At 44.5% G+C, this 13,711-nt stretch carries 8 protein-coding genes and 3 pseudogenes; 6 read left to right on the top strand and 5 right to left on the bottom strand.

The genetic code is table 11. From position 1 onward, the window contains the following. The first annotated feature begins 84 nt into the window (after nt 1-84). The 6 genes and pseudogenes from PKHYL_RS04055 (at nt 85) to PKHYL_RS04025 (ending at nt 6,081) form a co-directional block, all read left to right on the top strand. Nucleotides 85-1,725 (top strand): annotated as a pseudogene (locus PKHYL_RS04055) (ABC transporter substrate-binding protein). A gap of 241 nt (nt 1,726-1,966) precedes the next feature. Further along, nucleotides 1,967-2,983: an ABC transporter permease gene (locus tag PKHYL_RS04050; RefSeq protein WP_240366034.1), complete on the top strand. Its 1,017-nt coding sequence runs from the start codon at nt 1,967-1,969 to the stop codon at nt 2,981-2,983. Nucleotides 2,984-3,292: 309 nt separating this feature from the next. Beyond that, nucleotides 3,293-4,039 (top strand): ABC transporter permease, encoded by a 747-nt coding sequence (locus tag PKHYL_RS04040; RefSeq protein WP_240366033.1) that lies wholly within the window; start codon nt 3,293-3,295, stop codon nt 4,037-4,039. A gap of 1 nt (nt 4,040) precedes the next feature. Beyond that, entirely contained in the window at nt 4,041-4,910 is an 870-nt protein-coding gene (locus PKHYL_RS04035; protein WP_240366032.1) for an ABC transporter ATP-binding protein, read from the top strand. Nucleotides 4,911-4,915: 5 nt separating this feature from the next. Then, on the top strand, nt 4,916-5,113 hold the full coding sequence (locus PKHYL_RS04030) for a hypothetical protein (RefSeq protein ID WP_240366031.1): 198 nt from the start codon (nt 4,916-4,918) through the stop codon (nt 5,111-5,113). Next, nucleotides 5,110-6,081: a peptide ABC transporter ATP-binding protein gene (locus PKHYL_RS04025; RefSeq protein WP_071002104.1), complete on the top strand. Its 972-nt coding sequence runs from the start codon at nt 5,110-5,112 to the stop codon at nt 6,079-6,081. The genes PKHYL_RS04030 and PKHYL_RS04025 overlap by 4 nt, the downstream gene beginning before the upstream one ends. Nucleotides 6,082-6,107: 26 nt before the next feature. Here PKHYL_RS04025 and PKHYL_RS04020 read toward each other — a convergent pair whose 3' ends face one another. The 5 genes and pseudogenes from PKHYL_RS04020 to serS form a co-directional block, all read right to left on the bottom strand. Next, nucleotides 6,108-7,088, bottom strand: coding sequence for a nuclease-related domain-containing protein (locus PKHYL_RS04020; RefSeq protein WP_240366030.1), 981 nt, complete (start codon nt 7,086-7,088; stop codon nt 6,108-6,110). 40 nt (nt 7,089-7,128) lie between these two features. Further along, entirely contained in the window at nt 7,129-8,202 is a 1,074-nt protein-coding gene (locus tag PKHYL_RS04015; protein WP_240366029.1) for a hypothetical protein, read from the bottom strand. A gap of 1,124 nt (nt 8,203-9,326) precedes the next feature. Next, nucleotides 9,327-9,719 carry a hypothetical protein gene (locus PKHYL_RS04010; protein ID WP_240366028.1) on the bottom strand — a complete coding sequence of 131 codons (393 nt, stop codon included), beginning with the start codon at nt 9,717-9,719 and terminating at the stop codon, nt 9,327-9,329. Between the two features lie 80 nt (nt 9,720-9,799). Further along, nucleotides 9,800-11,795 (bottom strand): annotated as a pseudogene (gene tkt / locus PKHYL_RS04005) (transketolase). A 295-nt stretch (nt 11,796-12,090) separates the two neighbouring features. After that, nucleotides 12,091-13,377 (bottom strand): annotated as a pseudogene (gene serS, locus PKHYL_RS04000) (serine--tRNA ligase). Nucleotides 13,378-13,711 lie beyond the last annotated feature (334 nt).

The following is a 13,711-nucleotide window of genomic DNA, read 5'->3' as shown; positions in this document are numbered from 1 at the left end:
CCAAAAGCAGTTGAAAGTTTGCTAATTCTTTAAACAGGCATAGCACTTTATAAGCAACTACCTATCATTACATGGGACGTAATAATGCAAAAATCATTCTTTAAACTGACGCTGTTGACCACGCTTATCTTGGGTATGAGTGCTTGTAGTGGCGACAATAAAACCACTGACGAGTCTGCTGCCAGCTCAGATGCAAAAGCCGCTAAAACCCTACTTTATTGTTCAGAAGGCAGCCCAGCTGGTTTCGATCCCGCACAGTACACCGCCGGCACCGATTTTGATGCGAGTGCTTATCCTATCTATAACGGTTTGGTACAGTTTAAAAGAGATGGGACTGAAATTCAGCCAGGACTCGCTGAAAGCTGGGATATTAGCGAAGATGGTAAGACTTACACCTTTAATCTACGTAAAGGCGTCAAGTTCGGTAAAACCGATTATTTCACACCAAGTCGCGATTTCAACGCAGACGATCTGATTTTTACATTAAAACGTCTCACCAACCCAGACTTTGAATTTAACAAAGCTTACCCTGCAGAGTTTCCCTATTCAGTTGGCATGGGATTACCTGATATCATCTCAAATATCGAAAAGGTCGACGACTATACTGTCAAAGTCACGCTTAACGAAGTCAATGCCCCATTTTTACAAAAACCTAGCGATGCCATTTGCTTATATCAACTCTGCTGAATATGCAGATCAGTTGATGGCCTCTGGTAATGAGCCAGATATCAATAACAAACCTGTTGGTACTGGGCCTTTCGTCTTTACGTCCTATCAAAAGACGCGCAAATCCGTTATACCAAAAACCCAGACTATTGGGACAAAGACAACATCTACATCGACAACCTTGTGTTTGTTATTACTAAAGATTCAGCCGTTCGTGCGCAAAAAGTTCAAGCGGGTGAATGTCATGTATCGGCATATCCAAAACCTGCCGAAATTGAATCGGTCAAAAAATCTGGTAAAGCCACCGTTCTTGATCAACCAGGTTTTAACGTCGGTTATGTGGGCTACAACGTTGAAAAGCCGAAGCTAAGTGATCTTAAAGTACGTCAAGCATTGGATATGGCGATCAATAAAGACGCGATCATCAATGCTGTCTATCAAAGCGAAGGTCTCAAGGCAACCAACCCAATGCCGCCTACGCAGTGGGGTTATGACGACTCTTTAAAAGATGCACCTTATGATGTTGAAAAAGCAAAAGCGCTAATTAAAGAAGCTGGCGCGGACAATATGAACATCGACTTATGGTACATGCCTGTTCAACGTCCATATAACCCTAATGCCAAACTCATGGCTGAAATGCTCCAAGCAGATTGGGCGAAGATTGGCGTCAATGCCAAACTGGTTACTTATGAGTGGGGCGAATACCTAAAACGCGCGGCAAAAGGCGAGCCTGATGTGATCTTGGCAGGTTGGACGGGTGATAATGGTGATCCAGATAACTGGTTGGGCTCATTACTGTCTTGTGACGCGGTCGGTGGTAATAACTACTCACGTTGGTGTAATAAAGACTTTGATAATTTAGTCATGAAAGGACGTCAGGTCACCAATCAAGATGAGCGTGTGGATGACTATGTACAAGCTCAGCAGATCTTCAAAGAGCAGCTTCCTTGGACGACTATGGCGCATTCGGTAGTCACCGTATTCACTGCACCAAACGTTGTGGATTTCAAAATCAGTCCACTTGGTGCTGTACGCTTCGATGGCGTGAACGTTGAATAACCTTAGCTAATTACGTCCGGTACGACATGCACTATTATTTGATTTGTATTCGGCTGGCTCAGAACCTCTGTTCCAGCCGTATTTATATGAGTTGATTGCTTTTTGACCCACATACTTTTCATTTGAGCACCTTTCACCTGAGTACTTTTGATTTAAGTACTTTTGATTTAAGGGCATGGTCACGGACGACCTCATTCATTGCTACTACTCCACTCATTGAATCACAACTATTGAGCAGCCTATGCTACTTTATATTCTGCGCCGTATCGCCATTCTTATTCCTGTCTATCTTGGCCTCACGCTATCGACTTTTACTCTAATCCGTCTCGTACCAGGCGATGCAGTCGAAATCATGATGGGTGAGCGTATGGTGGATCCAGAGCTACATGCTCGCGCCCTAGAAAGACTGGGATTAGACAAACCCCTTATCGTTCAGTACTGGGATTACTTGACGGGTATATTGACGGGTGACTTTGGTCAATCCTTTCGTACTCGCTCTCCTGTGTTACAAGACTTTTTTGCGCACTTCGTTCCAACGTTAGAGTTGGCGCTATGTGCGATTGTCATTGCTAGTGTGATTGGTGTGAGCTTGGGTATCTTTGCCGCACTACGCCGTGGTACTTGGATTGACTATACTCTGATGTCAGGGGCGCTGGCAGGATACTCGATGCCGATCTACTTACTAGGCCCTATTCTGACAGGTATATTCGCTCACTATCTTGGCCTTTTACCCGTTGCTGGTGTGATCTCTGTCGCACAGTTCTTGGATGTCCATCCCTTGTACGGCTCATGGTTGCTTGGCTCTCTCACCTCAGGGGAACCGGGCGCTTTTTGGAATGTGGTCAAACACTTTATCTTGCCATCGATTGCCTTATCGACCATTCCACTCGCGATGATCGCGCGGATGACACGCTCTGCGATGTTGGAAGTGTTGGATGAAGACTATGTGCGTACGGCTCGCGCCAAGGGTTTATCGCCACGCCGCGTGATCATGGTACACGTGATGCGTAACGCGCTAATCACTGTCGTCACTGTGGTTGGCTTACAAATGGCAACCTTGCTTGCAGGCGCGATTATTACCGAGACTATCTTTAGCTGGCCGGGTGTTGGTAATTGGCTTCTCGATGGCTTTTTCACTCGTCATTACCCCATTGTGCAAAACGGCATTTTGTTGGTCGCCACTGCCTTGATTTTGGTCAGTTTATTTATTGATATTTTGTATGGTCTGATCAATCCGCGTATTCGACATACCTCTTAATGTTGCAATGTCACATTGATAAATACTCATATGATAAATAGTGATGATTGGCGCTGAAGTGATGTTTTAGCAATGCTTAGTACTTTTTAGGAACAAAATTCTAAAAAATGTCACTGCGCTAGCCACTATAGGAACTGCTCATGAAGCCTTCTGTTCTCCCCCTCTGATGTCAATCTGATGGCTGCCACACCGCCATCGTCTTGGCAGCTATTTTTATCGACCTTTGCCGAAACAAGGGCGCGGTGTTGGGTTTTATTATTCTCATGCTAATGGTTATTGTTGCCATACTCGCGCCCGCAATTGCCCCCTATGACCCCTTACGAGTTGTTTACGGGTCAAGAGCAGCTGCCGCCAGCCTTTTTAAGTGGTGGTGATGCGATGTTTTGGCTAGGCACGGATGATGCTGGACGAGATACCTTGTCTCGGGTGATGTATGGCGCGCGTTACTCTCTGTTTATCGGTCTGAGCGCGACGACCCTTGCGATGTTGGTCGGCATCTCTTTAGGACTTAGTGCTGCCTTTTGGCCCAAAGTTTGGGGCAAAGCGGTCATGCTGGTCAATGATATTTTGATGTCATACCCAAGCTTACTACTAGCGATCATCATTGCCGCTATCTTAGGGCCCTCTATGACCAATACGATTATTACGATTGCACTGGTCTGTACGCCGCCTTTTATTCGTCTGACTCGCGCCACCGCGATGGTGGAGTTGCAACGTGAGTACTTTATCGCTTCGCAGGTGATGGGTGCTGGTGTGCTGCGTTTATTATTTATCACGATTCTACCCAACTGCATGGCACCGCTCATCGTACAAGCAACGATGATTTTTTCCTCTGCTATTTTAGAAGCGGGTGCGATTGGTTTCTTAGGCTTTGGGGTACAGCCACCTGATGCTGAATGGGGCGCGATGCTCGGTACGGCTCGTCAATACATTCAAAGTAACGTTTGGCTCGCTATTTGGCCAGGTGTCGCTATCTTCTTGGCTGCATTGTCGATTAACTTGACGGGTGATGGCCTGCGTGACGCGCTCGATCCCAAATTAAAGCAGGTGACCTAAGATGACTGATACTTTAATTAAAACGCCTACCGCTCATACTTCTATGAATGGTGCATCAACAACAGACGCGCCGCTGTTATTGGACATCGAAAATCTGTCGGTCACTTTTGGTCAAGGAAAGCGTGCCTTTCGTGCTGTCGATGATGTGTCTTTAAAAATCACACAAGGTGAAGTCATCGCTGTCGTTGGTGAATCCGGCTCAGGTAAGTCAGTCACGATGATGGCGCTAATGGGGCTACTGCCGCCGTCTGCCACCGTCCGCGCAAAGCGTGTGATGTTTGATAATAAAGATATGATCAGTATGCCTGCCAAAGAAAAACGCGGCATCATTGGCAAAGACATCTCCATGATCTTTCAAAACGCGATGTCTTGCCTCAATCCAAGCTTTACCGTTGAGATGCAGTTAGGTGAAGTACTGCGCAAGCATTTAGGCTTGCGCGGTTCGGCAGTACAGGCACGCATATTAGAGCTGTTAGAGTTGGTCGAAATGCCTGACGCCAAAAACCGACTCAAAGTGTATCCACATCAACTCTCAGGCGGTATGAGCCAGCGCGTTATGATTGCGATGGCGCTTGCGTGTGAACCAAAACTGCTCATCGCCGATGAACCGACCACCGCACTTGATGTCACCGTACAAGCGCAGATTATGGACTTGCTCGGTCGATTGCAACGCGAAAAACAAATGGCGATGGTTTTGATTACCCATGATTTGGGCCTTGTTGCACAAAACTCGCGTGATGTCGCGGTCATGTATGCTGGACAAGTGGTTGAAACCAGTACCGTGCCAGAGGTTTTCCAACATCCTGCACACCCTTATACAGAGGCCCTTTACAAGCCATTCCTGAGCTGGCTATCGGACAAGAACGATTAAATAGCTTGCCTGGGGTCGTACCAAGTCAATATGATCGCCCAAGCGGGTGCTTATTATCTCCTCGCTGCCCATATAAAGAGCCTGCTTGTGACGTGCCGCCGCCTATTTTGGACACACCAAATGGCAAAGTGCGCTGCATTTATGCCGATCCTACTGCTCGCACCCCTATCTCTCACGCTGCTATTTTGGAGTCACAAGTATGAGTAATAAAGTGGTTTTAAAAGCAGACAATCTACATAAGCACTATCCGGTATCACAAGGATTGGGCAAACCAAAAGCGCACGTCAAAGCGCTGAACGGTATCTCTTTTGAGCTTGAGGCTGGCAAGACATTGGCAGTCGTTGGTGAATCTGGCTGCGGCAAATCTACCCTTGCCCGCCAGCTGACACTCATTGAGCAGCCGACGCAGGGCGAGCTTTTTATCAACGATGAAGGCACCACTGGCTATAGTAGAAAGGCGCTCAAAAACTTACGTACCGAAATTCAAATGGTCTTCCAAAACCCTTATGGTAGCTTGAATCCGCGCCATACTATCGCCTATCAATTGACAGAGCCGTTGAATATTCATACCAACCTGTCGAAAGAAGAAAAGCGTGACAAAATCAATGAGATGATGAGAAACGTGGGTCTACGTCCTGAACATGCTGGGCGTTTCCCACATATGTTTTCGGGTGGTCAGCGCCAGCGGATTGCCCTTGCCCGTGCCATGATGCTCAATCCAAAAATTGTCGTCGCTGATGAGCCGACCTCCGCGCTCGACGTATCGATTCAGGCGCAGGTCTTAAATCTGTTTATGGATTTGCAGGATGAGTATCGTACCGCTTACGTCTTTATCTCACACAACTTGTCAGTCGTACGTCATGTCGCTGATGATGTGATGGTGATGTATTTGGGTCAAGCGGTCGAGCACGGGCCCAAAGAAGCGATCTATAATGCGCCAAAACATCCGTATACCATCGCATTACTGGCGGCCGCACCAACAGTAAATGGCCAAAAGAAAGATTTGACGCTACAAGGTGAGCTACCAAGCCCGCTTAATCCGCCAAGCGGGTGCGCTCTACATAAACGCTGTCCATATGCGACCTCGCAGTGCAGCGAAATCGAGCCACAACTGCGCGAATGGGATGGTCGATTGGTGGCTTGTCTGCGCTTGGAAGAGATATACGGGTAATGTGACTAGTAGTTAATCAATATTTACTACGCCGCGGCATTTAGGAAATTGGATACAACCAAAAAGGTCTGACTTTGATTCTGGCCTTTTTTTGCTACTCTCTTAATCATCTCGCCGTTGCATCTTGGGCAGATTGGCGCTTGATCGATATTAGCGTCATGATCTGTCGCTTTAAGTATCTCAGGTTTATTCACTTTTGGCTCAGATTCTACAATCTCAAACGGCGTCATAAACAGTTTATTGGCCATGTCATGCGACATACTGGTAGGCGGTGTGATGGTCTGCTGAGTATTCAAACTATCGATCGGTAACTCGCTAGATTCAATCTCAGTTTGACCAGACCATCGATGCACTTCTCTACTCTTTAGGATAGTTCTATCAACGGTTTCTTTTATTATAGACTCAGGTGTAGGGTTATCAGTATTCTTGCTAGCATTGCTATGCTTGTCTTTTAGATAGGCTTTGTGTTGGCGATTGGTGCGCCATGACTTGCTAAATTTATTGCTCTCGATCTGCTCGACGATAGATGTGACCTCGTCTTCGGTGAGTATTTTATCTTGCTTCTTCTTCACATAAGATACCATACCACCTGTTAACACGTGTTCGGGTAGCTCATCACGGGTTTTTAGCTCGCACTCACCGATAAAAGCAATCATCGAATGAAAGTAGCTCAGCTCCAAGTCTAATAAATCAGCGAGCGTCTTTATGTGCAAGTAGTTCTGACGCAATGGATTTTGGAATTTGAATTTACTTCCATTTTGGAAAACTTGTGTCCACTGCTTTTGCTTCTCGCTACCGTATATCCAACCTTTATAGTTTTTGGTTTCAATCACAAAGATGCCGTATACGGAGACGATAACATGATCGATTTGCGTACTACCACCATTGGCTAATGGCAAAGTGACATTGTTTAGACGGTGATAGATGTCTTTTTCAAGCTTGAGCCACATGGCGACGTTGATGACGGTTTCACCGAGGAAACCTTTAAAGCTAGATTTTAGGGACATGGTGGATTTCTCAAAGCATGGCTTATTAGGTTGACATCTACTAAACAAAAGATTTAAGCCCATATAAGATATTTATAAATATGATTACACCAATGACAATTTTCATGAAGCTTGTACTTTCTTGTTTTGCTTCTGCAAAATTCTGCTGAATTGAAGCTGTAACGAAGGCTATATCGGTTGAAGTAGGCTTATAGCTGTTGAAGGTGACTTCATTAGCTAAGCTTGGAATGTCATCAATAAGCTCAGTCACTTGTGGCCGAAGGTGCTTCTCATATCCTTTCCAAGGATTATCACTCTCATAAAGTTTTCGTACGCCATAATACATATCTTCTTCAAAATAACTGTCTTGAATCCATTGATCGTAATAAGCTGGGTCCCAAAATTTGGCAGGAAGTACAGTAACCTCAGCTGTTTCATCACTGATTAAAATAGGGAATGAGCTTTGTAAAATACCATTGGGTAAATGTAACCGCCAAACGAATATACTGGTAGACTTTAATGGTAAAGGCGTGATGCTATTAGGAATGTCAAAACCATGCATTCTAGTATGTTCGTCAGTTATGTGCTCGGCATACTTTGATATTTCTATATCATCCGTATCAGGAATGGTATTTTTAAAAGTATAAAGTTCATGTGCAATTTCTGCTAGATAAGAAACTGGTGTTCGCCCTGTTGGATCGTATAAGACTTCAGCAGGACAAGAATATGTCTGATCAAAAGACCATAGCATTTTATTTGCTTGGACGACATGAGCCCATACTACTTTGCCTGTTTTATATAGCTTAGCCAATTGATTCATTTGTTCATACAAGACGTCGTCTTTCATCCATTTTGGAGGCATCATTTGTAAGTAAGCTAAATCCGCTCGATCTAAATTAGCAAATTCAATCTCCCTGTCAAACTTCAACTCCATAGTGGATACGGGTGGCAAAGGCTGGTTGAAATCAGTATTGCTTAATATAGTAGATGGAACTAGCTCCAACACACTTTGCCAAATTGTTTGGTCTTGTAATGCCCCATCGTCACTAGCTATTATCAATGCTTGGTAAATCACTTGCTTAGGAACGAAAAAATCACACAAATCTTGGATATCACTATCAAAATCGACAAACATGTTTTCAGCCAGTGCGGCCTGATCTCCCTATACAATGATCGCTTGCATCAGAGTACCAAACTGGGACTTCTCTACGAGCTCGCCCAATGACTTCACCTAAATAATAGCTCAATATCTCAATAGTCGAGCTATTGTGCAGCGGGTATTCTAAAGAAAAGATTCGATGTTCTGTAAATTCAGGCAGTCTATTTTTAACCGTTAGCAACCAATCATCAACTCGCTTAAGACTGTTTATCGAATAATCAAGATTACAGTTACGAAGCTCTCTTTCATATTTAAAGTCCTGATGTCTGGTCAAACCATCTAACTCATCAGGATTCGCCTGTTCTGACCTATCGGAGAAAAAATCATCTAACGTTAAGAGCACGTTTACCGTTTCAACAGTCGGTTGATTAGACGTAAGGAATGGCTTTTGCGAGTTAATAGAAGTCGTGCAACTTGTCATGATTTTATCATCTTAGAAAATATTGAATTTTAGTTTATGTCGTTTAATAGTTAGCTACCGATGACTACCTGTCTACTAAATGTTTCTTCTTCCATTGCACATAATTAAAGTTGTCTTTAGCAATGTCTATATGCCAATCATAAGGAAATAAGTCTGATTGTATTTCTTGTGGAATACTATTTTTATGTATAAAACACCGATTAACTAATAACTCTTTCGCAGCTGGTACCGATACTGGTATTTCATCATTATATTGCTGATAATGTTGTTTATAGCTTTCAGCACTTGAAAGATCTTCTTCTCCATCTACGTTGAATTTCCATTCTTTTCTGTCTCGTAGTTTCTAACAAAGTCTGTTCGCCAGCGCGAATTATGTCCCCAGCCATGAGATAAGTCATGACATAATCGGTTATCTCTATGATTGGTGAAATACATATCACTTTTTCAGCCAAGCTTTTATCTACGCATGGATGATTGTAGATAATTACTCCACCCCTCGAAAACTGTAATGCACCAAACATAATAGTCGGATACAGCTGCTCTTTGATAATTATTTGCTCATGCTCACCTACTCTTACTACGTCATCAACATAATATATTTCATGGTAAAAAGGGATGATAGTAAGGTTGGTCTATAGATGACACTTGCATCCCTATCTCTGTAAAAAAAGAACGATATTCAGCTACTGTTAATTCCCCCTCGATTCAATAACCACAATAGATGATCATTACAAACGCTGAGAGCAAAAAGACTCCATAGTTTAGATGTCAGCCTTTCATGGATGTCAACCTCGTTACATTCTTCTATACGCTCTTTTACGAAAGTAAAGTTTAGCTTATTATTCTTAATACTTAATTTAGTAAATACTGATTTGAGTAGACCATCTTCTGTATTCTTTATAGGCTCTTCTATGTCTGTAGATATTACTTTAGTTAAATTAGCATCATAATTTTTTAAAGCCTCGCAGTCTTTTAGTATGCGTCTAATATCCTCAATATGTGCAGCTAAGACTTCTTGATAGACATCTTTCCCTTCATAATTTGCTAAGTCGAGATATAGAGCTACACTCATAATTTTACCCAAAAAAGATAGACTGAACGCATTCAGTCTATCTTATATGTGCTGTCTTACAAACGGTTTTTAGTTCAAAATTACACCAAACTATTTACCGCATCAACCACCGCGTCAGTTGTAATACCAAACTCTTTATACAAATCACTGGCAGGTGCAGATTCGCCGTAAGTGGTCATACCAATGACTTTGCCATCTAGACCAACGAACTTATACCAGTAGTCCACATGCGCGGCTTCCACTGCGACGCGAGCACGGATATTGGCAGGCAATACCGCTTCGCGATAGCTCGCCTCTTGCTCAACGAAAATCTCAGCACATGGCATAGACACCACACGGACGCCAACACCATTTTCGCTAAGCGTCTTGTGCGCTTCCATCGCTAGGCCAACTTCTGAACCGGTGGCGATAATGATGGCTTGTAGCTCGCCTTGTTCTTTTGCCAGTACATAACCACCTTTGGTGATGTTCGCGACTTGCTCGCTATCACGTGCTTGATGTGGCAAGCTTTGACGGCTAAAGATCAATGCGGATGGGTTGCTTTCTGATTTGATTGCTTCTACCCAAGCGCTTGCAGATTCAGTCGCATCACAAGGACGCCATGTACGTAGGTTTGGCGTGGTACGTAGGCTCGTCAATTGCTCAACTGGCTGATGCGTTGGGCCGTCTTCACCAGACCGATAGAGTCATGCGTATAGACGTGGATGACGCGCTGCTTCATCAGTGCGCCCATGCGTACCGCGTTACGTGCGTATTCCATAAACATCAGGAACGTCGCTACGTAAGGGATAAAGCCGCCATGCAATGCAATACCATTGGCAATCGCGGTCATACCGAACTCGCGCACACCATAATAGATATAGTTGCCGTCAGCGTCTTTCTCGATGCCTTTAGCGCCTTTGAATAACGTGAGGTTTGAGCCCGCTAAATCTGCTGAGCCGCCTAGTAGTTCTGGCAGTAATGGCTGCAAGCTGTTGATCGCGTTTTGGCTGGCTTTACGACTAGCAACATCACCGCCCGCTTCTTGCGTTTGCTGAATGTAGGCTCTCGCTTGGCTAGCAAAGTCAGCAGGCAACTCACCATTTAGACGACGTGATAGTTCTGCTGCAAGCTCTGGATAGGCTTTTTGTACGCTTCAAATTCAGCATCCCAGTTCTTTTGCTGCACATCGCCTTTGGCTTTGGCATCCCACGCTTCATAGATTTCGTCATCTAATTCAAATGGGGCATGCTTCCAAGACAGCGCATCACGCGTCAAGGCGATTTCGTCATCACCAAGTGGCGCGCCATGACTTGCCGCAAGGCCTTGTTTGTTTGGGCTACCAGCACCGATAGTCGTTTTGCAAATAATTAGGCTTGGCTTAGCAGTTTCTGCAATTGCTTGCTCAGTTGCCTGCGTGATCGCATCAGTATCATGACCATCGACTTTGATCACTTGCCAGCCGTACGACTCAAAGCGCGCTTCGGTATCATCAGTGAACCAACCTTCAACATTACCATCGATTGAGATGCCATTGTCATCATAGAAGAATACCAATTTGCCAAGACCTAATGTGCCAGCGAGCGAGCACACTTCATGACTGATGCCTTCCATCAAGCAGCCATCGCCTAAGAACGCATAGGTATGATGATCAACGATATTATGACCGTCGCGGTTGAACTGCGCTGCGAGTGTCTTCTCTGCAATCGCAAAACCAACAGCATTGGCAATACCTTGGCCTAGAGGACCAGTCGTCGTCTCAACACCAGGGGTATAGCCATACTCAGGGTGACCTGGGGTTTTTGAATGCAGCTGACGGAAACCTTTGAGGTCATCAACGCTGACATCATAACCTGATAAATGTAGCAATGAATAAATAAGCATCGAGCCATGACCGTTTGACAGTACAAAGCGGTCACGGTTGTGCCAATTAGGATCAGCTGGATTGTGCTTCAAAAATTTGCGCCACAAAACTTCGGCAATATCAGCCATACCCATTGGCGCACCCGGATGTCCAGAGTTGGCTTTTTGAACCGCGTCAAACGACAGTACACGGATGGCATTGGCTAGTTTACGTTCGCTAATTGGAGCTGGCATAGAGTGTCCTAATATTCGAATGAGTCGTATAAAGATAAGAGGAGAGTTTACTCAGAGGATGATCCATCAAAAACGCGGCGTGCGTCCTCAGTGGATAGGCTATAAAATAAAAATGCAATATTAACATATTTGCTATGAGCCTAGCCAAAAATGCGGTGACAATACCGTTTCTATTTAGCAATGACTCACATCAGTTTTGTTAAACGATAGACAGTCATAGATTTTAATTTAAGCTATCAGTAACAAGCTACAAGTGACCTAAGTGACAAGCAGCTCATTACTTATAGTCCATTTATTAAACTGAAATAGTCTCAGCACCGCCCATAAATGGACGCAATACTTCTGGAATCGTAATGCTACCATCAGCGTTTTGATGATTTTCCATCACTGCTAGTAGCGTACGACCAACCGCCAATCCTGAACCGTTCAAAGTATGAGCTAAGCTAGTTTGCTTGCCATCTTTGACGCGCGTACCATACGGCGCGCTTGGAAATCGCCACAGTTAGAGCAGCTAGAGATTTCGCGGTAGGTATCTTGGCTTGGTAGCCATACTTCGATGTCATAGGTTTTTTGTGCGGCAAAACCCATATCGCCCGTACATAGCTGTACCGTGCGGTATGGCAACTCAAGCTGCTGCAAGATATATTCGGCCTGCCCTGTCATTGCCTCTAGCAAGTCATCAGACTGATCGCTGGTGCCAACATTGACCATTTCGACTTTTTCAAACTGATGCTGGCGGATCAGACCACGGGTATCACGGCCATGCGAGCCCGCTTCACTACGGAAGCATGGCGTATGGGCGGTGAATTTTAGCGGTAGCTCTTTGATATCCAAACGCTCTCCGCGTACCAAGTTGGTCATTGGCACTTCTGCTGTTGGAATCAGATAAAAATCCATCTCATCGTTATTCGTGTGATTGCTTAGCTTAAACAAATCCTCTTCAAACTTAGGCAACTGACCCGTCCCTTTTAGACTATCGCTATTGACAATATAAGGCACATAGGTCTCAAGATAGCCGTATTTTATGGTATGGGTGTTGAGCATAAACTGGATCAGTGCACGATGCAGCTGCGCCAATTGGCCTTTTAGCACGTTAAAACGGCTGCCTGTCAGTTTGGTTGCGGCCTCAAAGTCGAGCATACCAAGCGTCTCACCGATATGCGTGTGATCTTGAATTTCAAAAATCAAACGTACGCGGCGTGCCCCACTTACGCACTTCTACGTTATCGTCTTCTGACGTACCCACTGGTACATCTGCCGCTGGAATATTTGGAATCTGCAGCGCTGCTTGAGTCAGCCGCTCTTGCAGAGTACGTAGCTCGTCTTCAGCAGCTTTAATCTCACCGCTAACGCTTTGCATTTCAGCCAATAGCTCACTGGCATCTTCGCCTGATTTTTTTAGAGCACCGACTTGCTTAGCCCCAGCGTTACGACGCGATTGCAATTCTTCTGTTTTGACTTGTAGAGACTTACGCTCGGATTCAATCGACTGCCAAAACTCCATATCAAGCGTATAGCCACGAGTGGCCAGTCGTTGCTGTAAATCGCTTAAATCGCCGCGTAAGAGTTTTGGATCAATCATAATCGTTGCCTGTAACACTAAAAGTGAATAAGAAGTTTAAACATTATTAGTATGATTATTGGTCAGCTTATACTTATTGCAAAGCTTCATAACTCAATAACTACCTTGCCATGCTGCCATATTTTTTATCAAACTATATGGGTGCCGCTATCATACCAAGACCCAGCAGATTTGACCATGCTTTGAGCTTTTTTGAGCGCTTTTAGCGTGATTTTGGGCTACTACTTTCATTATTCATAGCCAGTCATACTTACCCGAAATGCATATCCTATATGTTCAACTTACTTTAATAAGGATCATCTACCTTTATTAAAGCCATTAATATCGCCGCTAT

Source organism: Psychrobacter sp. KH172YL61, from assembly GCF_007182895.1.
Taxonomy (GTDB): Bacteria; Pseudomonadota; Gammaproteobacteria; order Pseudomonadales; family Moraxellaceae; genus Psychrobacter; species Psychrobacter pacificensis.
The sequence above is the reverse complement of the archived record's forward strand: the minus strand, read 5'-3'. Positions and strand labels throughout refer to the sequence as shown.